Annotated in this window: 19 protein-coding genes; 9 read left to right on the top strand and 10 right to left on the bottom strand. The window is 54.5% G+C overall.

Annotated features, from left to right (window positions below; all coding sequences use genetic code 11):
* Positions 1 to 220 precede the first annotated feature (220 nt).
* Positions 221 to 2242: a glycosyltransferase family 39 protein gene (locus ACZ5BW_RS02075; protein ID WP_464542058.1), complete on the top strand. Its 2022-nt coding sequence runs from the start codon at positions 221 to 223 to the stop codon at positions 2240 to 2242.
* Between the two features lie 70 nt (positions 2243 to 2312).
* Here the strand turns inward: ACZ5BW_RS02075 and ACZ5BW_RS02070 are convergent, their stop codons facing one another.
* From ACZ5BW_RS02070 to ACZ5BW_RS02060, 3 genes are all read right to left on the bottom strand, one after another.
* A complete protein-coding gene (locus tag ACZ5BW_RS02070) occupies positions 2313 to 3554 on the bottom strand; it encodes an O-antigen ligase family protein (protein WP_464542056.1) in 1242 nt (413 codons plus the stop codon).
* A 202-nt stretch (positions 3555 to 3756) separates the two neighbouring features.
* Positions 3757 to 5061 carry a sugar-transfer associated ATP-grasp domain-containing protein gene (locus ACZ5BW_RS02065; RefSeq protein WP_464542054.1) on the bottom strand — a complete coding sequence of 435 codons (1305 nt, stop codon included), beginning with the start codon at positions 5059 to 5061 and terminating at the stop codon, positions 3757 to 3759.
* Between the two features lie 185 nt (positions 5062 to 5246).
* Entirely contained in the window at positions 5247 to 6200 is a 954-nt protein-coding gene (locus ACZ5BW_RS02060; RefSeq protein WP_464542052.1) for a Kdo hydroxylase family protein, read from the bottom strand.
* A gap of 317 nt (positions 6201 to 6517) precedes the next feature.
* Here ACZ5BW_RS02060 and ACZ5BW_RS02055 point away from each other — a divergent pair, with 317 nt between their 5' ends.
* The 6 genes from ACZ5BW_RS02055 (at position 6518) to ACZ5BW_RS02030 (ending at position 14360) form a co-directional block, all read left to right on the top strand.
* Entirely contained in the window at positions 6518 to 7870 is a 1353-nt protein-coding gene (locus ACZ5BW_RS02055) for a hypothetical protein (protein WP_464543750.1), read from the top strand.
* 105 nt (positions 7871 to 7975) lie between these two features.
* Positions 7976 to 9880, top strand: a complete 1905-nt coding sequence (locus tag ACZ5BW_RS02050) for a glycosyltransferase family 2 protein (RefSeq protein ID WP_464542050.1) — start codon at positions 7976 to 7978, stop codon at positions 9878 to 9880.
* A gap of 96 nt (positions 9881 to 9976) precedes the next feature.
* Positions 9977 to 11065, top strand: coding sequence for a phospholipase D-like domain-containing protein (locus tag ACZ5BW_RS02045; protein WP_464542048.1), 1089 nt, complete (start codon positions 9977 to 9979; stop codon positions 11063 to 11065).
* A gap of 126 nt (positions 11066 to 11191) precedes the next feature.
* Complete coding sequence (locus ACZ5BW_RS02040; protein WP_464542046.1) at positions 11192 to 12076, top strand: surface carbohydrate biosynthesis protein; 885 nt, start codon at positions 11192 to 11194, stop codon at positions 12074 to 12076.
* 203 nt (positions 12077 to 12279) lie between these two features.
* Positions 12280 to 13158 (top strand): N-acetylneuraminate synthase family protein, encoded by an 879-nt coding sequence (locus ACZ5BW_RS02035; protein WP_464542044.1) that lies wholly within the window; start codon positions 12280 to 12282, stop codon positions 13156 to 13158.
* A 17-nt stretch (positions 13159 to 13175) separates the two neighbouring features.
* Positions 13176 to 14360 (top strand): HAD-IIIA family hydrolase, encoded by a 1185-nt coding sequence (locus ACZ5BW_RS02030; RefSeq protein ID WP_464542042.1) that lies wholly within the window; start codon positions 13176 to 13178, stop codon positions 14358 to 14360.
* Here the strand turns inward: ACZ5BW_RS02030 and ACZ5BW_RS02025 are convergent.
* From ACZ5BW_RS02025 to ACZ5BW_RS01995, 7 genes are all read right to left on the bottom strand, one after another.
* On the bottom strand, positions 14317 to 15303 hold the full coding sequence (locus ACZ5BW_RS02025; protein ID WP_464542040.1) for a hypothetical protein: 987 nt from the start codon (positions 15301 to 15303) through the stop codon (positions 14317 to 14319). The genes ACZ5BW_RS02030 and ACZ5BW_RS02025 overlap by 44 nt on opposite strands.
* Positions 15300 to 16262, bottom strand: coding sequence for a diacylglycerol/lipid kinase family protein (locus ACZ5BW_RS02020; RefSeq protein WP_464542038.1), 963 nt, complete (start codon positions 16260 to 16262; stop codon positions 15300 to 15302). Before ACZ5BW_RS02020 ends, ACZ5BW_RS02025 begins: the two co-directional genes overlap by 4 nt.
* Before the next feature lie 50 nt (positions 16263 to 16312).
* The gene (locus ACZ5BW_RS02015; RefSeq protein WP_464542036.1) at positions 16313 to 17512 is read right to left on the bottom strand and encodes a CDP-alcohol phosphatidyltransferase family protein; all 1200 of its coding nucleotides are present in this window, start codon (positions 17510 to 17512) and stop codon (positions 16313 to 16315) included.
* Between the two features lie 128 nt (positions 17513 to 17640).
* Entirely contained in the window at positions 17641 to 18705 is a 1065-nt protein-coding gene (gene lptG / locus ACZ5BW_RS02010) for an LPS export ABC transporter permease LptG (RefSeq protein ID WP_464542033.1), read from the bottom strand.
* The gene (lptF, locus tag ACZ5BW_RS02005) at positions 18702 to 19778 is read right to left on the bottom strand and encodes an LPS export ABC transporter permease LptF (RefSeq protein WP_464542031.1); all 1077 of its coding nucleotides are present in this window, start codon (positions 19776 to 19778) and stop codon (positions 18702 to 18704) included. The genes lptG and lptF overlap by 4 nt, the downstream gene beginning before the upstream one ends.
* Before the next feature lie 41 nt (positions 19779 to 19819).
* Positions 19820 to 20707: a nucleotidyltransferase family protein gene (locus ACZ5BW_RS02000; protein ID WP_464542029.1), complete on the bottom strand. Its 888-nt coding sequence runs from the start codon at positions 20705 to 20707 to the stop codon at positions 19820 to 19822.
* On the bottom strand, positions 20708 to 21862 hold the full coding sequence (locus ACZ5BW_RS01995) for an N-acetyltransferase (RefSeq protein ID WP_464542027.1): 1155 nt from the start codon (positions 21860 to 21862) through the stop codon (positions 20708 to 20710). It abuts the gene before it with no gap.
* Positions 21863 to 22256: 394 nt separating this feature from the next.
* On the opposite strand from ACZ5BW_RS01995, the gene ACZ5BW_RS01990 reads away from it, so the two are divergent.
* Together ACZ5BW_RS01990 and fabF are read left to right on the top strand one after the other, a co-directional pair.
* On the top strand, positions 22257 to 22511 hold the full coding sequence (locus ACZ5BW_RS01990; RefSeq protein ID WP_464542024.1) for a hypothetical protein: 255 nt from the start codon (positions 22257 to 22259) through the stop codon (positions 22509 to 22511).
* A gap of 186 nt (positions 22512 to 22697) precedes the next feature.
* Complete coding sequence (fabF, locus tag ACZ5BW_RS01985; protein WP_464574180.1) at positions 22698 to 23918, top strand: beta-ketoacyl-ACP synthase II; 1221 nt, start codon at positions 22698 to 22700, stop codon at positions 23916 to 23918.
* Positions 23919 to 23930 lie beyond the last annotated feature (12 nt).

Here is a 23930-nt window from a genome sequence, read left to right as displayed (position 1 = left end):
CGTGCCTTGAACATCACTGGATACCGGCTTCCGCCGGTATGACGCTTGTACTGTTTGCTCGCCGAATTAATAGTAATCCCGGGCTTGGGAATAACCGCCATGTAATGAACGTGTGCTACAAGATGCGGGAGACGAAAGTAAATTCCAGGAGTTATCTTTTATCTTATCTGAGAGCAGGATAGATAAAATCGGCACAAGCGGGAAAAGCAGGATAGAGAACTTGATATGGTTTCCACAGGAGCAGGAAAAAATGCTTGAGCTGGCTGGAGTTGCCCGACGCCCCCTATTTCCGGATCGCAGTCGTTTTGCAGTCACAGGATTATTAGCCGCGTTCCTCGATGGACTGCTGTTCGAGGTGCTGATGAGCTATGGAGCGAGCCTTGCCCTGTCGCATATTGCGGGCTTCTTCGCGGCTGCTACCCTGCACTATTGGCTTATTTCGAGACCGCGGCTTTTATACGACCTCGCGGGTTATTCCAGATGGACTGAATTCGGCCGCTTCCTGGTTGTCTGTATGCTGGCGCTTTCCGTGCGCGGCGGCATATTAGCGGTGCTGATCCAGGCTTGGCATATACCGCCGGTTGCGGCCATACTTCCGGCAATCGCGGCAACAGCCGTAATACTGTACCTGGGATCTGTTTTCTACGTAGTTCCCACCGGGAACCCCACACCCTCGCTTGAAGCAGGCTGGCGTACCGCCTCGTTTGGGATCATCGCATTTGTCATCCTGTTGCGCCTCATCTACATTGGCGTGGCGCAACTGATTCCCGATGAAGCGTATTACTGGAATTACGCCCAGCACATGGAGCTGAGTTTTTACGATCATCCACCCATGGTTGCCTGGCTGATATGGCTTGGTACGTCCATCTTCGGCAACAGCGAATTCGGTGTCCGGGTCGGTGCATTCCTGTGCGGCTTGATAACGATGGGTTATTTATTTGCGCTCACCCGCAATCTATACGATAGCGCAACGGGGATTCGCGCTGTGCTGCTGCTCGCGATTCTTCCCTTTTTCTTTGCCACTGGCGCATTGATGACGACAGACGCGCCGCTCGTGGCCGCGTGGGCGGCAACCCTGTACTATCTCGAGAGGGCCTTGATCGCCAATCAGGAGCGGGCCTGGCTTGGGGTGGGCATTGCCTTCGGCCTGGGCATTCTCTCCAAGTACACGCTGGGTTTAGTGGGGATTGCCGCATTGGCTTTTGTGATCATCGACCCGGTTGCACGCCGTTGGTTGCGCCATCCTTATCCATACCTCGCCATACTGCTTGCGCTGCTATTGTTCTCCCCCGTAATCATCTGGAACATGGAGCACGGCTGGATGTCGATATTGTTCCAGTCCGGCCGTGCCAGGGGCATAGGAGATAACGAGTTCGGACTATTCGAGTTGATTCTTCACTTTGCCGTACTGCTTACGCCGACCGGTTTGCTTGCTGCCGCAATAGCATTGCTGCCCCATACTGATCACAATAATACCTCCCCCGCCAGCAGGCGCCGTCTGTTCATTACGGTATTCACCGGCGTGCCGCTGGCCATTTTCCTGATTCTCAGCATTTTCGATACCCAGCGGTTCCATTGGACCGGTCCATTGTGGCTCATGGTGCTGCCTGCCATAGCCTCGATGATGGGAGAAATGCGGAGTTTCTCCAGTAGTCCGACGATTTCCGATCGTGTAACGGCTGCCTGGAAGCCCACTATCCTGGCATGCCTGGTTTCTTATGCGATTGCGCTGCACTACCTCGTTCTCGGCTTCCCGGGCATTCCCTACCAGGGTATATATAAAGGCTTCCCCGAGCACTACTTCTGGCGCCAGGCAACGACGGGCATCGAGCAAATTGTAGAGGATACGTGGCGACAGACCGGCCAGGAACCCATTGTCGTGGGCATGAGCAAGTGGTCTGTAGCAAGCATCCTCACCTTTTATAATCGGGGCAAGCCCATGGAAATACGCTCGCGCAACATGTTCGGCGACAGCGGGGCCATGTACGAGCTCTGGTATCCATCGGAATCCCCTACAACCCGACCTGTCATTCTCGTCGGCATGTGGCAGGATAATCTTGAATGCACCCGAAATAGCATCGAGATCGGGAGCATGCTTGTCGACCCTGATCCGGTTCGGGAGCTTGCAATCGTCGAGGATGGAAAACCATTGCGTGGTGTGTATTATCGCGTTGCACATGGATACCTGGGCAAGCAATATCAGCAAACTTCGCCCAAGTGCGCAGAGGGAAAACACACATAGCCGACGCTATGTCATATATTCCCTGGCCGCTCAAGCCCGAGCGGCCAGGGAATTACGGAACGGAGCTTCCTTATTTTCCCGTCAATTCCCTTCCCCCTTCTCTTTCCTTCTGCCAGACTATGACTATGGCGGTGATGACCACGAGAAAGGTAGGAATTTTGCTGTAAAGGGCGAAAGTATCCGTCAAGCCGGATAAAAAGATGAAGAATACCAAGGCTGCCCCCAGGACCGGGAGACGGTGCGATCTCAGCGTTTGAAACCAGCCCCACAGGAAAAAACCATAAGCCAGAATTCCCAGCGCACCAGTATGCATTCCAATCTCGATCCAGTCGTTATGGTAATGAGACGTTCCTAAGTACCGGGGTAGGTCCTTGTAAATGCCGCCTTTATATGTAGGCACGGTTTTCTCGAAATAGCTTTCCGGCACTCCAGTGCCGTGGCCAAAGAATGGATGCTCCAGAATTCCATGCAGACCGACATCCCACATCGCCAGCCGATATCCCAGGCTGGTATCGTACTTTCCCTGCTGGGATAGCTTCATTTCGGCCTGTAACTGCTCAAGTCTGGTCTGGAAGCCATTGCTGCCATATACAAAAGCTGCAATGACAATAGCCAGTAATGCGATGATACCCAGGAGCGCTTTCTTTTCCGTTTTATAGGTCAGGAAAATCAACAGAAAAACAGCAAGAAGCGTGGCCAGCAAGGGACCCCGCCCATATTGCCCAAACTGGATCAACAATAAAAACAGGCTTCCGAGCGCCAGGCCGCATTTCCACTTTATCTGGTCGATGGTCGTCGCAAGATAGAGTAAAAGAATAATACCGATCCCCAGCATGGAGGAAAACACGAGATAGCTTATGTTAAGGGGCGGAATCCCTTGCACCCCGGCAACAGCCCATTGATAAATACCTGACAGCAGGACAATGATGTAACCCGCAAGCAGGCCGGCAATTGCCCATGATAGGCGGTCTTTATTGAGAAGCGATAAAAACGGGATGAAAACCAGGAAGCCGAAATATCGTCTCCATTTCAATCGTCCTGCCTCCGGATAATCGCCCCAAAGGAGCCCTAACGCCACCACGGCACATAGAAGGAGTATTCCCAGCACGAGCGGCTCTCTAATGATCTGACCGAGCCTGCGAGGGCCGTTATCGAGAATCCAGACGAAGGTCAGAAGAATGCCGGTGCCCAGGCTCAGCCATTTGCTCCATAAAGCGATCCCGAAAAACAGCAACACAAACTTTACGGCCACATCTTGCCACGCGCGCACGTCGTGTGCCGGACTGCAAGGAACTGCGGCTTTCTCACTCATGGAATATGGCTCATGCAAGGGATATAAAAGACACGAAGAGCGGGAATATAAGCAAATAACAGCAGAGAAATCAGTGCTGGTCAGCCAGCGCCATCAAGGAAGGCATGAATAGGCTACAAATGTCATCGCAATCATGCTTGAGCCGAATCCCTACCCGCTCTGACCAACTTCATCAAACACCGGTTTGATTCTTTGGATCTGCTTAAAAAGGCTGATGCATAGCCTCGACGGTGCGTTTCAGGTTGAATGCCAGAAGCTTCCCGAACCGCTCGTTACCGAGCGGGCACCGGCCTATCCGCTGGATCATGTCCAGATCCGGTGCCTTGTTGATTCCCATCATGCACGGCCCGCTGTCGAGCAGGGCGACATCCCAGCCAATCACCACCTGGTCGGAGAACGCGCTCTCATGCGCATGTCGAACCAAGTCGAGCAACTCGGTCCAACACGGGAGCTTGCGGTGCAGAATCTGCACGCCTGTCTTGTGATGCCGCTCGTACCATCCTTCTCCCGTAAGTCCCCACGCTCCGCAGGTGCCATTCCCCAGTTCGCCGGTATGAAGATCAATGCTGGCTGCGACGCCGCCCCTGTGAAAGTTGTCGACAACCACAGTCTCATTCTGCGCCATTCGAAAAACCGCATTGGTTGCTTCGAATTCCCCCCGTTCATTGCGGCAGCTCATCACTCGTACCGTCGCGAGGGCACCATTTGCAAGGTCGGCAACCTCCCTGTGGGTGATGAGCCGTGGCTGCACCAGGAAAGACCTGCGCCGTGATGCCTTGCACAGGCTTTCCAGCACCTCCTCGGCAGTGGCATGTTTACCATCGTTGCGCCGATACTGCCCCGAACCCAGATAATCCCAGCGCATCGCATTTCTTCCATTTTCGCCCTGCAGCGGTTTCACGAACAGATCGGTCTCCGGAAGTCCTGAATCACGCCAATCAATCGATTTGATCTTCCCCTTTGAGACAATCAAAAACACAGGGGCCGTGGTTATGGAGAACTTACGGCAGCGTGACAGGAAGCATAGTTTGTCCTTGATGCAGGAGGTGCTGCGCTCCGCAGGGATGGGGAGGCCGCCATTGTAGTCACGAAGGATGCGGTAGAGGCAGGTTTTTACTTCAAAACGGTTGATGTATTCAGAAGCGTGCTGCCGCTTGTCATCGTCATGCAGCTCGAAAATATAATACCAGGGGGGCAAAATCGCGCATTGCAGCGCGATCTCAACCTGCTCCCGGACTTGCCGGATTATCCCTTTCCCGGTCTGCTTCTTTATCGCCCGTCCATTAAGCACAGTGAAGGCGATAACCAGTACCAGAGTGACGAATGGCGCAAACGGTAGAGCCGCATACATGAGGATGCGTTCGCGGAACCCGGCTTCCCGCCAGCTTTCCCGCCGAAAGCATCGATGGACAAAAGTGGCGGCTGAGTTATCGTCAGGCAGGGAGGAAAACGTCCACATTGCACCGCTCAATGCCTGCGTAATTCTGTCGATACTCCAGGCGCTCATTGTATTCCGTCACTGGCGTTGAGTGTCTGGGGCATAGGTGATAAGGTTGTGGACTGATTCAGATGGATAACCGTCGAGATCATCCCGCTGCTTTCGTCCCGGTTTTCATCCCGATGACTGCCCGCATGATTTTATCGGATCCTGTGCCCCCTCTCACTGGCACCTTCCGCGGGCACCTCTCACGCTTAAACCAGAGCCTCGCCCGCCAACCTCTCCAGAATGCGCAATGACGAACGCGAGGAATCCTTCATCGCCTCAACGGGCAGATAGAAGGTCTGATCGAGGCTATGCTGCCCCGATATGGCCCCATGCAGCACCAGATCGGTGATCGCAATCCAGCTCGCGCCTGCTGGAAATTCCATGATCTTGCGCGGTGCCGTCTGCTGGTACTCCTTGTCGCGCATGCCGAGCGAACGCAGCGTTGCAATATAGCGGTCGTATGGAGTCTTGGGACCGTCGATGATACCGAGGCGGCCCAGGATAGAGGTGATCCAGCTCGGTTCACTTGGGTGCGCGGCAGGCAAAAAGCGCCGAACGAAGGGCTCAAACGGTTCGCCGAGCTGCCAGATACGCAGCCTGTCAGTGGGATTGATATTGGAGAACACGCGCAGCATGCCTCGCCCCTGGGTGGGATAGCCGTAGCTTGAATCAATGTGCAGGGATTGGATGTTATTACGGGGGAAAGGACGATAGGTAACGCGTTTCCGCTCCAGGGCTCCCTGGTAGCTGGGAAACAATTGAGTGATGACACTCTCTGTCCATTTGCTGTAGCGCGACATCATCGCCTCGATCTGAGGACGGGCTGAGTCCTTGACCTGAGCCCGCATCATCTTCCCACGCACTTGAGCATAATGATACTTCTTGATACGCCCGCGCTCTGGATCAAAAATGATGGTTGGACGCCCATCCTCGACATCTGGCGTTCGGGACAGGATATTCGCCGTGTCAGAGATCAACTCCCGCTCCTGACCGGACAACTCAAATCCACTTTTCGGCAGATAAATGACACCACCCCCTTCCAACGTGTCGATTGCCGCACGCTGCAACTCGGGTGTCCTCAGGTCGGCTCCCGGCTCTATCGTCAGCATCTGCACGGTATCACCTTCCTGATATCCCGCATCCAATTCCTTATTTATCATGATGTTCCTTGATCTGTTGGACGTATGAATAGTCTATAAGTAAAGTAATATATCAGCGGGAAAGCGGCAATGACTTCGGTCACTGAATTTGAACATCGATAAAGAACCTGCGCGATCACATTAACATATAAATTTAATGATCGGAATAAAACCAGCCGTGCTATACCAAACATAAGAAACTGCGACAACAGCTTCCATAGGGAAGCCCCGCAACAACTGACGATCTGAAACAGCTGTACCGTCTTCATACCTGGTTGCTGGGAATCATCAATGGCGCAAAACAACCTTCCGGCGTAAGCCTTTCCCTCAATTCCTATATGAAAGCGCTCGTTTTTCTCAGACATTACAATGATATAGACCATATCACACCGGTTATCTCAAAATGGCTTGAGTCTGGTCACCGGTGCGATGTCGTGTTGATAGGCAATCCGAAATTCCGTAATGATTACCGCGTTGAATTTCTGGATACGCTGGAGGGGGCGCGTGTTGCCCATATTCGCGATCTCCTGCCCTCCCTGGAATTTTTAGGATGGCGGCTACAGACACTGCTGCTGGCCAGCCGCCTCCGACGCTCCATAATGGGGTCGCTCGTCGATGCGCTTGCCCGCACGTACAGTTTGGATCGGCGTCAATCAATCTGGCGCAGCACTGCCGTCAGATTGCTGGAACGCAGTTTCACCTCTGCTGACAGAGGCGTAGTGGTGTTTGACTGGATCACAAGGGATTCGCCTGTTTCGGTGGAATGGGTTGAAGTGGTTGTTTCCCTCGCGCGCAGCAAGGGCTTGGGCACGGTGTCGCTGCCGCACGGGGACAGTCCGCATACCAGCCAGCTGATACGGCATCACGAGTGGAGTCTCAAGGCGGATTCCCTCTACTCCGCAGCAAGCATATTCGACAAGCTGGTGGTGCCCAACGAGTTATGCGCGGAACGTTTTCGCCCATTCCTGGACGATCAATCCATCGCCGTCCTCGGCTCCCCCCGCTACTGTGATGAGTGGCTGGTGAAATTGGCGGAACTTTCTCCTGTCCCGCCAGCGATCCTCTCTCAGAAGGGACTCCCTCGGAAGGAACCGAAAGGGACGGAGGAGTCCACAGAGACCGAAGGCCTTAAAGTCGTGATATTTCTGAGAAAGAGTAACTTTACGACCTTCTGGGAAGAGGTCGAGGAAATAGTGGGAATGATTGCAGCTTTTCCGAACGTGGAACTGGTGATCAAACCTCATACCCGTGGCGGCTGGAGACAACCTCTGACCAGAAACCTCTCGTTGCGTGGCCTTCCCAACGTGAGCGTGGCGCCCGACCACATTCATTCCATTCATCTGATGAACTGGGCGCATGTCATTATCGATCTTGCCACTTCGGTAGTATTTGAAGCAGTCAAAGGAAAAAAACCGGTGCTCGCTGCTGACTACTTGCACGCCGGTCGCTCTACTCTGGCGCATTTCATGCCGGAGACGGAATTGAAGTGTCGGGATGACGTATGCCGGAGAATCGATGGATTTCTTTCCAATGGTTGCGATTCATTCTATGTAGAGGAACACCGGCAACGCTTCATCAACGAAATGCTTCACGTGGGCGGGTCCGATGTATTGCCGCGTTATGTGGCGCTGCTTGAAACACAAGCGCAGGTATCGAGGACTGAAAACAGGCGAAAAGACGTATTCATGTGACTGAACCTTAAAAAATACTGACTTTGCTCCTATAATTAAACTTGCTTATCCGCGAGGAGGCGAGGAGCTAAGGCGGCCTCAGGTACACAACGATAAAAAGGAAACATGATGCCGCAGACATACTCTCCATCAGTCAGCGTAGTGGTTCCCACCTATGAGCAAGCGCGGTTCATCGGACGCGCGCTGGACAGCCTGCAGGCGCAAGTTCTGACGGATTGGGAAGCAATCGTCATCGACGACGGTTCACGGGATACTACCGCGGAAGCCGTATCGGCATACCTGGGCGACACGCGCATCCATTATTATCGCTTTCCCGAAAATCGGGGGTTGGGTCACGCCCTGAATGAAGGCATTGCCAAAGCAAAAGCATCGCTCATCGCTTACTTGCCAACCGATGATGTTTATTACCGCGATCACCTGCACAGCCTGAAAACATGCCTCGAGACGCAGAAAGGCGCTGTTTTGGCTTGTTCAGGCGTTCGCCACCATTACAACCGCGAGGCCGCTGGGCAGATTCCGGAATTTCCTTTGCAACTGGTACAGTGCATGCATCGGAAAATGCCGGTGCGCTGGGTGGAGCGCGCAGAACTGGAGTCGGATGATCTCGAGCGCCTCTACTGGAGCCTGCTGCGGCCCCTCGGCGCTTTTGCTGAAAGCGGAAGTCTTACCTGCGAGTGGGTCTCCCACCCGATGCAACGGCACAAGATCATGCAGGAACCGGAAGGCGGCATCAACACGTTTCGCTCCCATTATCGTGTCAAAGAACCGCTGCGCTTTCATACATCCGTAGGCCATCGGATCGATGAAGCAGACCACTACCGGAAAATGCGTGAACGGCCGGATACCCCCCGTGCCGACAACGGGTTGAAAATACTTCTGGTCGGAGAACTGGCCTATAACGCCGAGCGCGTGCTCGCCCTGGAAGAGCGGGGGCACAAGCTGTATGGCTTGTGGATGCAGAACCCGTACTGGTACAACGCGGTGGGGCCGATGCCTTTCGGACATGTGGAAGACCTGCCGCGCGACAACTGGCGCGAAGCAGTGAAGCAGGTGCAGCCCGATGTTATCTATGCGTTGCTCAACTGGCAGGCGGTGCCGTTTGCCCATGAGGTATTGATGGCCACTCGCGGCATTCCTTTCGTCTGGCATTTCAAGGAGGGGCCTTTCATTTGCCTTGAAAAGGGAACCTGGCCGCAACTGATCGACCTGCACCGATATTCGAATGGGCAGATCTTCTCCAGCCCCGAAATGCGGGATTGGTTTGATACTATCATTCCTGGCCTGTCGCTGGATAAACCCACCCACGTGCTGGATGGAGACCTGCCCAAGCGTGACTGGTTTGATCAGTCACCCGCGCCGCTACGTTCCGCCAGCGGAGGGGATATTCATACCGTATCGCCGGGGCGACCCATCGGTCTGCATCCGCATCATGTTGCGGAGTTGGCCCACCATGGCATTCATCTGCATTTTTACGGGGAGATAACCCATGGACAATGGCTGCAATGGATTGAAAAAACCCAGGCACTGGCACCAGGCTACCTGCATTTACATCCGAACGTGGACCAAAGCCACTGGACTGCCGAGTTTTCCCAATATGATGCAGGCTGGCTGCACCTCTTCGAAAGCAGCAACGGAGGGGAAATCAGGCGGGCAAACTGGGATGACCTGAACTACCCGGCACGACTCAGCACCCTTGCAGCAGCTGGGCTGCCGATGCTGCAGAAGGCAAATGAAGACGCATTCGTCGCCACCCGAACGTTGGCAAAGCAGCTTGGCGTTGGGATTTTTTTTGACACCATGGATGAGCTCGCCGCGCAGTTGCGCGACCGCAAACAGTTGCGAGCGACGCGTGAACGGGTCTGGCAGCAACGACACCTGTTCACGTTCGATCATCATGTACCGGAACTGGTTGATTTCTTCCGCCTCGTGATAGCGTCCACTTCCAGGAAACAGACGCGCACCAGAACTGCAGTAGAATCCGCTCACCTGCAAAGCCGCAGACTGGCATGAAAACATCGAATACCAGAATCTCACCCTCAGGATCATCCCTTAATTGAGCAAGCCGTTTGCACATTTCCCCAGACCCTCTTCAGTTCGATAATCGAGGTGGAGACCCAGGTTCCGTTCGAGATTCACTTTGGCGGCCCGGACCGGCCATCGGGCTACTTGCGCGATGTATTGGCGGCCCACATCGCTGCCGTACCCGGCGGAGGGACCATCGATTGGGTTACTTATTATTTCCGCGATATGCGCCTGGCGGAAGCACTTGTTCAAGCACACAGACGGGGAGTGAAAGTGACGGTGGCCCTGGAAGGAAAGCCGCGCGTTCCCTATGCCAACGATGAAGTAATTGCTCTGCTTTCCCAGCCCGGCGGTCTCGGAAAAGCGCTGCGCATCATCCGCGTTCCAGGTATTCCGGCACCGGCGGGAAAATCCTGGAAACCACAGTTGCACGAGAAGCTCTACTGTTTTTCGCATCCTGCGCCCATCGCCTTTGTCGGCTCTTTCAACCCATCAGGAAACATGCCTGACGAAAACCCGGAAATCATCCGTGAGTTGGGGGATCAGGACAGAGGACACAACGTGCTTGTCGGAATCCTCGATCCAATACTGGTCGCGCAGTTGACGGCGCATGCCCGGTGCTTGCACCGCGTACCCCCCGGCCTCCTGTACCGCTTCTCTGTCCGTGCAAATGAGACAATTCGCGGAAAGGACGCGGCCGTTTATTTCTGGCCTCGCATACATCCGCACCCGGTGGTGCAGTTCCTGGCCGGTGTGCGTGAGGGCGCACAGGTACGCCTCGTCGCATCCCACATCAGAACTGAACGCGCAGTTGAAGTCATGACCGCGCTTTCGCGGCGCGGAATAACGGTGCAGGTTCTTGCCGAATCAACGCTGAGGCGCGTAACAGCAAAGGTAGAGAGGCGCTTTTCAGCCGCCAACGTGCAATTTTCACGTTTCCAGGACCCGGAGAATCTGCCGATGCACCTCAAGTTTGTACTGGTGGAGGATGGCGATCATGTGTTCACCATTTTCGGCAGTTTCAACTGGACCAAGCCGTCATTCTGGCTCAATCATGAGATTGCCGTCATTTCCAGCAATCCCAGGCTTTTTCGGGCTTTTGCCGCGCGATGGGAAGTATTGAAAAACGAGACAAACCCGAAAGCCGTAGATAGTCTAAAATGTCCTGATTGAACTCCTAAAATAGCCTATGGAAAATTCTGTTTCGACGCTTATCATTCCCGTGGAAAGCCAGGTACGCGAACTGGATGCCAAATCCTTCTTTCCTGCGTCGCGGCTGAGCGGGGCTTTCCCGTCATCATGAGTTCACGCGCATACGCCCACTTCGAACCGGCGTCGATTCCACGCGGCGTTTATCTTGCGAAGAGCATGCGCAGCTTGAGCAACACCATGTTCAGAATCGTGCGTCAGCTCGGTCATGAGATTGTTGCCTGGGAAGAAGAGGCTCTCGTGCACCCCCCGGCGGATACCTATTTCACTCTCCGGCTTTCGCCAACGACGATAAAAAATGTGTCCCATGTAAATGTGTCCCATGTATTCGCATGGGGGCAGGAAAACGTCGACCTGCTTCGGCAGTATCCGGCTTTACCTGCGAACATGCAGATCCACATCACGGGAAATCCCCGCGGCGACATCCTTCGAGGTGAAATGCGCCCCTACTTCGAGACGGAGGTGCAAAGACTGCGAAATCTGCACGGAAATTTCATTCTTATCAATACCAATTTCAGCGATGTAAATCCTTTTATCGGAAGTATCGGCCTGTTTCAGCCGGAGAAAAAGGGAGGGGGAAAAGCACGCCGCGGTCAATCGGGAATCGGGATGAGCCGTGCGTTTGCCGAAGAGCTGTGGGATCACAAGCAGGCGATACTCAGAGATTTCACTCAGCTCATCCCGGCGCTCGAACGTGCATTCCCCGATCTCAACATCGTTGTTCGCCCTCATCCGAGCGAAAACCACGAGATTTATCACGATATTGCCGCACAGTGCGAGCGAGTGGCGGTAACAAGCGAAGGAAACGTGATCCCCTGGCTTCTCGCCGCAAAAACCATGGTGCACAATGGTTGCACGACCGGGCTGGAAGCTTATGTTCTGGGAGTACCGGCAATATCCTACCTGGCCACCGTTTTCCGCAGATTTCAGTGGCCGAGATCGAGCAGAGAATCGCTCGTTTCGGAAAATTACTGAATCGCTTCGGCACTATTCGCGTGGAGCAACACTCCAAGCATCTGTTCTGGATCAGGCGGTTGAATACCCAGTAGCAGGGTGTTTTTCGAAAAATGGAGAAAAAGCGTCATTTCGGAACGGAAAAGATAGCATTGAATGGACAGCCGCATTGCAGTTAAATTTTCGCCATCCCATCGCAGTATCTGTGTACAGATCGAATACTTATGAAAACCCCATCAGTGGTAGCCGAGATCGGCTGTAATCATAAAGGCGATATCGAAATCGCCCGGGAAATGATAGGAATTGCCGCAACCTTCGCCAAATGCGATTTCGTCAAGTTTCAGAAACGCTCGAACCGGGAATTGCTCACCTCCGAAGAATATAATGCCCGGCATCCGAACCCGCAGCACAGTTATGGCAACAGCTACGGGGAGCATCGCGAGTTTCTGGAATTCGATGTGGACCAGCATCGGCTGCTGCAGAAATGGTGCGAGGAGTTTGGAATAGGCTACTCCACATCAGTCTGGGACCTGACCTCGGCAAAGGAGATCGCCGGTCTCAACCCGGAATTCATCAAGATACCCTCGGCATGCAACCTGCATTTCCCGATGCTGGAGTATCTCGCAAAGAACTATGGTGGGGAAATTCATATATCGCTCGGCATGACCACTCCCGCCGAGCAGGAGCAGATCGTGCAATTGATGGAGAAGCATGGAATCGCCCACAGGGTTGTGCTGTACGCCTGCACTTCCGGCTACCCCGTTCCTTTCGAGCAGGTCTGCCTGCTCGAGTTACAGGCGCTGGAGGAGAGATTCGGGGCACGCATCAAGGAAATCGGCTTTTCAGGCCATCACCTTGGCATTGCGGTGGACATTGCCGCCCTCACGTTGGGCGCCTCATGGATCGAGCGGCATTTTACGCTGGACAGAACGTGGAAGGGCACTGACCATGCGGCCTCGCTGGAACCCGACGGGTTGCGGAGACTGGTCCGTGACACCCGCGCGGTATCCAGGGCGCTTACTTTCAAGAATGCGCCGATAGTGGAAATCGAAGTCGCACAGCGTAATAAGCTCAAACGTATCCAAGGGATTCACTTTCACTAGTGCGCTGGGTAGCTTTCATGCCTCTGCGCGCACATTCGAAATCGATTATCGAAAAGAATGTGCGCAACATCGCGGGACGGCCGTTATTCGCATGGAGCCTGGAACAGGCGATCGCATCGCAGTGTTTCGATGATGTCTATGTTGCGACCGATTCTCCCAAGATCCGGAAAGCGGTATTGGAGGAATTTCCATCAGTGACGGTTCTGGAACGCTCCGCCGCAACCTGCACGGACACGGCCAGTACAGAAAGCGCAATGCTCGAATTTCAACAGCAGGTTCCCTTTGACGTCATGTGTCTTATCCAGGCGACCTCCCCGCTCACGCGGGCAGACGATTTTCGCTCCGCCAGGCATAAGTTTCTGGCAGAAAACCTTGATTCCCTTCTGACTGCTGTGCCTTCAAAGCGCTTTTTCTGGAGCGTACATGGCGCACCCGTCAACTACGACCCGATGCACCGACCAAGACGGCAGGACTTCGAAGGATATCTCATGGAGAATGGCGCTTTTTACCTGACGCGGGGGAAATTGCTGGAGGAATGCGGTTGCCGGCTAGGGGGGCGTATTGGCGTCCATGAAATGGACGCCGAGAGCGCAGTCGAAATTGACGATGAAACTGACTGGATCGTTGTAGAACAACTCCTGCTCAAGCAGAAACGCCAGGCGGTTAGCACCGTCGCGGCGGAAATCGAGGCGTTGGTGCTCGATGTAGATGGCACGCTGACCGACGGCGGGATGTATTACGGACCCGCCGGTGAAGCCCTGAAGAAATTCAATACCCGGGACGCGCACGGACTGAAACTGCTGCGGGAGAATGGCATCCGGGTCGGTGTCATCACCACCGAAACCAGCCCTTCGGTCGAGGCACGGATGAGAAAACTCGGGATTGATGAATATTACCCTGGCGCCCGTGACAAATTCGCTCTTCTTTTGCAACTGGCGACACGCTGGTCGATTTCATTGCAACACATCGCCTACATTGGCGACGATCTCTGCGACCTGGAATGCATGCGGCGGGTCGGTGCTGCGTTTTGTCCCGTGGACGCTGTTCCGGAAATCATGCAGCAGGCACATCATGTCTGCGGGCATACCGGAGGGAATGGCGCAGTGCGGGAAGCCTGTGACCTCATTCTCAAAGCACGCACGTCAATGCTTGCCGCAGTCAGCGCATCACGCCTCGCCGCAACAGGCGCCATGAAACTTTAAAACCCCACAACAGGGGATGACGCCGCAGCATAGGGGTCACTTCGACGCGAACGCCGGTATGGCGCTCGATTTTCCAGGCGGCATAACTGATGCTGTCATGAAAGGTAAAAGCCGCCTTGGACAGCCGCAGCACGGACAGGACTTTTCCCTGCCAACGCCGCAGCCGCCAGTGCCAAAGCGACTTCTGACGTTCTGCATCGCCTATCAGACATTCGTAACCTCCATCCGGCAGGGGCCTCAATTTTCCTGCCAGTGCCGGTATTGCCAGAGCAGTCAGGCGTGAATAGACCTCCAGGTCCATCTGCGCGAGCTGGCGCGCACGGCTTGCTCTCTCGGGCCGCAATTCTGCGGCGTAAGTCTGGGCCAATCCATTGGTCCAGATCATTTCGGTGGTGATCACTGTGGCCCCGGAACAATCGAGAGTGGGCAGAGTGGATCCGAGAAAAGTGACGACCGCATGGGCCAGAGACTCCGAAATTCGCTTGCGAGCAGCCTCGTCGCGGAAAAATAATAACCTCGAGGGCTGAGCAAAACGCGCCCAGAGATAAGGGTGGAACCAGCGGCGGGTCCCCTGCTCGAAGTCCGCCATCGAAACCACGGCATATTTGGCACGAAACGTTTTCTCCTCTTGGGATATCTCCAGATAAAAGACATTCGGAGGCAGCAATGCGTTGAAATAGCGCAGGTAGCGCTCCGGGTAAGCACTGCTGTAACTGCTCACGACCGCGTAAAAATCGACCACCCCATCCCCTATCTCACGCGCGCGCAGGCACGATCCATAAAGAAGCACAGCGTCGAGGGCTGAACCGAAGCGCAATTTCAACGCCTCGAGCAAAACGAGAAAATCCGCGGATACCGTATTTGAACTCAGTGCCGTCATCTCCGAAATCAAACCCGCTGGAAGCGGCGGATCCGCTGTTGCAGGCCCTTGAAGCATACTCATGATTTTGCGTTTGCGGCTGCCCTCCCCGCCACCAGAAAGGTGATCGGGCCAGCAGGCGTAATGCGCAAGGGTCCACTCTGGCTGTCGGCACGATAGGACTCGCCGTCGACGATGTAATCGTCATCGATCAGCAGCTCCATCCCATCAGTGTTGTAACTATGATAACCATCCTTGTCCTTGAGATCGTTTCCACGCCCTATCAGCAACCGGAGCACGGAGCGCAGGGGAAGCTGCCGCTGCTGCCTGACGAATGTGACGTGCAGCGGCTCCGGCTGCTCGCCCCAGTACGGCCTCATGCCGAACAGCAGGCGGTCGAGGGTGCTGGCGAAAAGAAACGCGAAGGTTCCGTGGTGTCGGGGCAAGGTTTTCTCGGTAATGGTCATCCGGACCGGTGCCCATGCTCCCTGACGCCGTCCGAGCAGGAAGCCTGCAACATAGCCGAAGGTGATAAGGGCAGAGTAGATTTCTCCGGTAATACCCAACCGCTTTATCCTGCTCTGGGAAAAGATCACAGCGCGGGCGATGAGTCCCACGCCGAAGAACATTCCATAAACCTTCCCCGCGCCGGACTGCTCTATGCAAAGAACATGACGCTCCACGAGTGCGAAGGGGAAATCTTTTTGAAAACAGGCGCCCAGTTGCTGCAGGACGGATTCCGGGCTGCCGCTTATGCCGAGATCGAGCGCAGTCATGTTGGTTGTACCGCCCGGCACTATCGTCAGAACAGGCCACTTCACCAAAGGCTGAGTGGCGAACAGATGGCACAGTACACCCTGCACTGTGCCGTCCCCGCCGATAATTACCAGCAGATCCGTACCAGCGTTCACGAACGCATCCACCGAGGCGCTGATTTCGTGTGCGTTCGTCACTTCCCTGCAGGCGCCGGAAATCTCGCCTGCGGCGCGCCGGATCGCCTCCTTCCGCTTGCGAATGCGCCCGCTGAGCGGATTGAAAAGCAATCCGACAGATCCTGTTCCGGACTTCAATCTATCGACCCGTGATCTTTCTGTCATCTACGTGATCTTAAAGGTACAAAAATACGAACGACCAACTTTCCTTCATCCTGCCCCGCAACGATCTCCTCAAACCAGGAATGCAAGGGTCCACGCGACCGTCGCGATAGCCATCCCATCGCTACTCTCACTGCGAGAAAACCGGTCGAAAGCAGGTGCCAGATCACGACGGACAAGAGTCCGATATCCGGCCTGCCTGCCAACCAACCGAATGTCAGCAGAACCAGGTTGGGATTGCGGCGGGCAGTAATGAGCCGATTGAAGGAATCCAGTGGACGCCAGATGAAAATATCGAATGACGCGACCCAGAACTGGAATGCCCCCTCACACAGCCGCCCACCGATGTAACCGATAAGAATCAGCCCGAATAATAGCGGCAGATGCGAGGATAAGGAATAGTCGGCGGACAACCCCATGCCCCAGGCAATGTACCAGAGCGGTGGATGAATGATATCCAGGCCGTGGTCGAGCACATCACCGAAGCGGCTGGAGGTAACGGTTACCCGCGCCAGTTTGCCGTCGACGGTGTCCAGGAAGGTCATGAACCATCCCATCACCAGTCCCAATCCATAGAGACCGTACCAGAACGCAACCCCGGCCAGCACGGCAAACAAAAGACTGAGGAGCGTAATATGGTTAGGCTGCAAGCCCGCACGTATGCAGAAGCGCACCGCTCGAAACGCGGGCGCCGGCCACAGCCACTTTGTCACAAAATCGGTCACCCCTTTGTAAGACCGCTTGAACAGCTCTGATTCGAGATTGCAGCGGCTATTCCTTCTGATCGGCAAAACGTAAGGAGCATCTCTTTTCTTGAGATTCTGGCGCAGACTTGGCAGATCGAGGTCTTTCAGCTCATAACGCGGCAAGGAAGAAAGGGTTTGCCCTTCTCCTCCGCGCGCAAATTCGTCAAACTCCTGTTGCATGTTCTCGCCGGAAATTCGCACTGCGACCGGCTTATTCTCATCGCTGACGAGCATAAGATCCGTTTTTGCTTTGATCAGCGCGTCCAGTACGATAGCGTCAAAAAGATAATCTCCGCGTAAAAGCAGTGCCGAGGCAGGAGGGGGAATCCGTGCGGGATTGTCGGCCAGCCTCGTCCCGGCAAACGCCTTTAACATGCGCTGCAGACGTTCCCGGCCACTCAAACCCCAGATATCGGTTTCGCTATCGCCAATGATATGGATATAAACAGGCATCGACGAATCCGCCGGTTGCTTGATTATCTCTGCGTCTGGATTTGTCAAATTGATAGGTTTCGCAAGTCCTCCCGCGAGATTGCGGCAGGCATTCAGGTCAAGAAAATCGTGAACAAATCCGGGGTTTATTAAAAAATTCGCCGTAACCAGAAATAAGCCACGGCGATCAGCACCACCCCTGGAAGAAGTGCGCTCAGCGCGGGATTCAAATGCAGCAACAAGCCGGCATTGGCAATGATCTGATCGAACAGATAGACGCTGATTCCGAGCATTGATGCGACCACGAGCCTGTTGCCGAGCCCCGTCCGCACCGATCCAAAAACAAAGGGAATCGAAAGCAACAGCATTGCGATGGTCGTGAGGGCACCGCCCGCCTTGCGCCACAGGGCAAGCTCATAAGCATCCGACTCCTGACCTGTAGCGCGCAGAAAATGCACATGTAAAAATAACTCGGCGGGCGAGAGACTTTCCGGCGATTTGGTCAATGTCGAGATATCCTCCTCCTTCAGGAAGGGTTCCCAGGGTACCGATTCTCTGGTTACGATCTCCACGGCGTTACCGTTGAATGTCTTGATGACGACGTCCTTCAACTCCCACAACCTCTCATTTATGATATCAGCATACTTGGCATACGTATAGCGTAACAGGAAACCATTGTCGTCAAAATGCATTATTTCGATGTTCGCCGCCCTTCCCGCATACAACATTTCTCCGATTCGCAGTATATTCCGCTCATCCCGCGTCCATATCCCTAATTGTTTGCCAAGCGCGGCACTCTTCTCAAGCGCGGCTGCGCGGGATGAAATGGCCTTCTGCTGAAATTGCGGCGCCACGAACTGATCCAGTACAGTAATAAGCAGTAAAAGAACTATTCCAACGGCAACGGGCGCGAGGCTGATGCCCAGCGGAGATACACCTGCTCCCCGTAACGCCGTGAGTTCCGATCCGACGGCAAGCCTTCCCAATGCAGTTACATTGCCCATCAATGCGATGAAGGGTGCGAGTTGAATAAACCGTCGAGGCAGCAGTAGAGCCGTGTAAAGAAACGCATCCTTGATGCTGTATGTGCCCTTTCCCACGTCATCGAGCTGATCCAGCAAATCAAGGAAACCGAAGAGCGGCAGAAGCACCGCAGTAGCGATTCCCAGACCCATCAAAACCTGGAGCGCCAGGTAGCGGTAAATTATGGTCATCTGCGCAGAGGCAGCTTCCGCCAGAAACCGGGCGACAATAACGAGATTGCAAACAGCAGCATGACAGCATAGAGCCACCACACCCCCGGCACCCTGCCGATCGTGCCCTGCTCGACCCAGGTCTGGGCCAATCCGCTCAAAATATAGTAGATGGCGAAAACCAGAGCTGCCAGATAATAAGTCTTGTCCCCCTTTGTCTGGCGGGGTGAAGCGCGGCTGAAGGGCACCGCTATCAGCGCCAGCAGGATCGTTGCTAACGGGCGCGACAGCCGCCACTGAAGTTCGGCAGTATCCCGTGGCCGATCGGATTGCATCAATGCGGCGGTAGGGGCAGCCTTGCGCCTGTAATCCATTACGTTTCCGCTGTCCGTGAAATAAACCAGCTTTTCAAACTGGACGACGGTATCGCCCTTTCCGGTGTGCGATAGCCGGTAAATAGAGCCATCCAGCAGATGTATCTGGGGGCGCTGGCCGAACACAAGCTCAGGCTGGTAAGCCTTCCTGGCAAGAATGATCTCGCTGCTGTCATGCTTGTTCAGATAGTGGAATACCTCTCCCATCTGCTTGCCCGAGCTATCCTTGGCCTGTACATAAATCACCCGGCCTTTTTTTTCGCTGCCGTAGAAACGCCCAGCGCGGAACCGATCCGTATTCAACTCTGCCTCTGCCTGGGCATTGAGCAGGTAGCTTTCCTCATACGCCCATGGACGCGCAAAAATGGAAAGAAAACCACTGATAAGCCCCACAGGAACCGCAACGATGAGCACTGCATAGATAATGCGATGTTCACTGACTCCGGCGGAACGCAAAACGACTATTTCCTGGTCCCGGTGCAGGCGGCCCAGCCCCATGATGACAGCCACGTACAGGGCAATGGGCATCAGCACTTCCAGTGCGATCAGCGTTTTCAGAAACACGAGCCTGAGCACGGGGACAAGGCCAAGCGAATCTGTCACTGCCCCGGCCAGAAAACGGGCAGTGCTGAAACTTGCAAACAATGTCGCGAGAATCACGGTGACTACCATAAACGGTATCAGCAGTTCCCGCGTGATATATCGTTCTATTATTTTCACGTTGCCTGTCGCCGTTGATCGGAATTCAAGCCTCTCACATTTCAGGGAGTGGGTTCGCGCAAATCGGCCCCTCCTCCGGCAGCCGGCGCCTTGCCCGCCAGTACCGACTCCGCAAGTACCAGATCTGCAACCTTGTCCACATCGACCCCCGCCTGAGGATAAGGCAGGAATACCGGATGCGCCCTGATGGCGGTTTTTCTTCTGACTGCTCTCAATCCTCTTTCTATCGTCAATAATCCCAGCAGATAATAGAAGACAGTCGCGAACCCGAAAGTCTCCATGATCAAGCGTACCGGTCGCTTGCGCAGGTCTTCCGCACGTTGCCAGAATGATACGAGACCGCGGCCGCGGTCATTGAGAAAGGCATACAGGTTGCAGCCGCAGACATTCGCATCCTTTAACCTTATTACCGTTCGCCTTGCCCCGGGAAACGCAGCTGCCACATCTTCATATTTGACCACCCCCACAGCAGCATCGCAATCCGACGCCTGCAAGTTGCGAAGAAAATATTGCACGATGGCCGGTGTCAATAACGCATGATCGGCTGTGGTCAATAATACCGGGTCCTCCTGATTCACCTGGGAGAGGCCGCTGCGCGCGCTGCGACTGGGAGAATCGAGATTTGGCAGCCAGACGACGCGCCCACTGCGAATACGTTCCTCCAGCTCCGGACAAGCGGGCAGCAAAGACTTCGGTGGCCCGCACAAAATAATGCTCTTCACCATGCCGCTGGCTTCCAGCGCGTCCAGTACGCGGATGATCATCGGGATTCCCCCGACGCGCGCGAACGCCTTGCAGGGCGCTCCCGTTTCCACAGAGATGGGATCGCGAGCCGTGCGGTCCGCTGCCAGCACCACGGCGGTGAACAGATCATTCTTTTTCATTGCATCGTTTACCGATTCCAGTTCTTCAGTTGCTCCATCCGGCATTCACAGCATCTTCTGGTAAATCCGGTAGCGTTTATACTCCCTGCAGCCCAAACTATCCAGAATGGCACGCATGGGCTTGTTATCCTCAAGTATCCAGGATAATTCCATTGCCTTCACTCCCATGACTCTTCCGAGTTCCCTCGGCGCGTCGATGACCATGAAGGCAAGCGCCATACCGAGCGGAGTACTATGGAAGCGCTTGCGTACTCCCATTAATGGTATGCGACCGGTATGCACTCCTCCCCTGGATCTGATTCGGACCAGTCTGATCCAGCCAAACGGAAATAAGTGTCCGTTCAGTTCGGCAAAAATTTCGTTAAGGTTTGGCAATGCCACCATGAAAGCGGCGGGCATGCCGTCGACCTCCGCAATCTGGATACAATCATCGGGTACGAGCAAGCGAAGGCTTGCGCCAAGTTCTGCGAACTCCGCCTGGGTAAAAGGAACGAACCCCCAATTCTCGGACCAGGCATCGTTGAATATATCACGCAGGACTTCCAGTTCCTCGCCGAACTTGTCGCGACGCAGGGTCCTCAGGCGCACCTGATCCGCAAATTTACCGATCAAGGCATCCATCAGCCGCGGCACCTTGAAATCCAGCTCTATCCAATAGGCAAGCAGATCCTTTGCCTGTTGATACCCCTGTTCTTCCAGCAGGCGACCATACCATCTGCGGGAATGTGGCATCATCACCACCGGGGGGGTATCAAAACCTTCCACCAATATGCCGCATTCCTGGTTGATCGATAAATTGAACGGACCGGTCACATGCCTCGTCTGCTGCGCGCTCAGCCATGCCTCAGCTGTCTGGACGAGCGCGGCGGAAACTTCCTTATCATCTATGCACTCGAACAGACCGAAATGTCCGGTATCGCCGCCGTAGCGTTCCCGATGCAGCTGATCGATCTGGGCGCTGATCCTTCCCACCGGCTGATCACCCCTGTATGCAATCCATGCCTGCCATTTTCCGTGCTTGAAAAAGGGGTTGAATCTCGAAAAATGCAGACGTCGTTCCAGCCGCAAAGGGGGCACCCACATGGGATCATCAGCGTAAATACTCCAGGGAATATCGATAAAAATCCCCATTTCCCGGTAGCTTCTGACCGGATGGACAATGACTTCCGAGAAGTTTGGGCCGCTAATCTTTTTTTTCATGCAAAACTGGACAAGTAATGGTCAGATGTGGATATTCCATGGGTGCATTGGGTCCAGAGACCGGAAGATGTTTGCACCGTGAAAGGCTGCACGCCGGAAATGAGCTGACGGAAGACCGAAACGTTTCTGCTTTACCCAGTCCCGGCAGGAGCCAGTCTATACCCTGCGGACAGGGCAGATATGTTAACTTGTTAACTCGATGACATCTTGTTGACGTGTGATATTATAATTGGCGGTCTGCTACCTGGCGCGGATTTCAGCATTTATCCCTGCCATCTCCGAGCGCTCAGTCCGGAGAATGAGCGGCAGTATAGCGAATGAAGTAAAAGGAAAAGAAGAAAACAGCGACTGGCAGTGGATTCTGTAACGATTATTTGCGGAAGGTTGATTATTGATGGAAAGTTCTGAGTATAGCCTGCTAGTGTCTCTCGCCCTTATTCCTGTCGTTATCGGGCTGCAATTATGGGTAAGAAACCGCCGCAGGCGCCGGCGCAACGAAGCCGGGCAACAGGAATTCGATAGCCTGGCTGCAACGCTCTTGTCAGCGCTTATCGAAGGAGTAGCCGTCATCTCGAGTTTATTACTCGTCATCTGGATTATGGGAGGCATATTGAGATACCTGTTCCCAATGATATTCAACGCAAAGTAGCAATACGAGTGTCCTGTGCAACCGTGAAGCCCGGAAACCTTCGGGCAATGGCCGGCCAACGATTCCCGGGGGATTCCGCTACTCATTGCGCTGCCCATTGCACAATGAGAACTCACCTGTTCACTGCATTTGAATATCTCCACATAATGAGGTTGGGCAGATTCTTATGATTATTTCCGGTTTTGTATGCGTGTAGCCGTCACAGGGATGGGAGTTGTTTCCCCCATTGGCATCGGGATTGACCAGTTCTGGTCAGCGGCTGTCAATGGTGTGAGCGGAATAAAAAGAATAACCAGCTTTGATGCATCGAGCAGGCGTTCCCAAATTGCAGGAGAAGTGGCGGACTTTGACCCTTCAACCTTCCTCTCCCAAAAGTATATCGAGCAAACCGACAGGTTCACCCAGCTTGCCCTGCTTGCTGCGCATCTTGCCCTCGAGGACGCCGGCGGGCTTGATGCTTATGAATCTCGCCGCATTGGGGTGAGCATAGGTTCGGGAATGGGCGGTTTTTCCACCTTCGAATCGTCCGCGCTGCGCAAGTTTCGGAACCAGCCGGTACCGCCTTTCACCGTACCACGCACAATGGCCAACTCCGCCGCCGCCTGGATCGCGATCAAGCATGGGTTCAAAGGCATGAACCTGACCTCCAGTACAGCTTGCTCTTCGGGGGCCAATGCCATCGGCGCGGCACTCGATCTCCTGCGTGCAGGAAGAGCGGACGTGGTGGTTGCCGGCGGCGCTGAAGCGTGTGTATTGCCGCTCACCATCAACGGTTTTGAGATATTGCATGCCCTGACCACCACTTCCAACGACAATCCAGCCGGAGCCTCGCGTCCTTTCGCAAAAGGCCGCGATGGTTTTGTCATGGGAGAGGGTGCCGGAATACTGATTCTCGAGAAGGAAGAGCAGGCCCGCAGCCGGGGAGCGAAAATATATGCCGAGCTTGCCGGCTATGGACAGGCATGTGATGCAACGCATATCGTAATGCCCGACATGGAAGGCCAGATAGCTGCCATGCGGGAAGCCATCCGTGACGCCGGAATGGAGCCGGATTCCATTGAGTATATCAATGCGCATGCGACTTCCACGCCGTTGGGCGATACAGTCGAAACGCGGGCGATAAAAAATCTTTTTGGAGCGCGCGCCGCCGATATTGCCATCAGCGCCACCAAATCGATGGTAGGACATTCCATTGGCGCCTCGGCAGCAATCGGCAGTATCGCCACCATCATGGCGCTTCATACCGGCACCATCCATCCGACCATCAATCTTGATGAGGCTGATCCCGAATGTGACCTCGATTACACCCCCAACGTTGCGCAGAAAAGAAGTGTCCGCACCGGCTTGTGTAACGCTTTCGGATTTGGCGGCAACAATGCGAGCATCCTTTTCACAACCCTTGCATGAAGGAAGAGACTA

Source organism: Nitrosospira sp. TNL300, from assembly GCF_055385915.1.
Note: the sequence above shows the minus strand (reverse complement) of the source record. Positions and strands in the feature narration are given on the sequence as shown.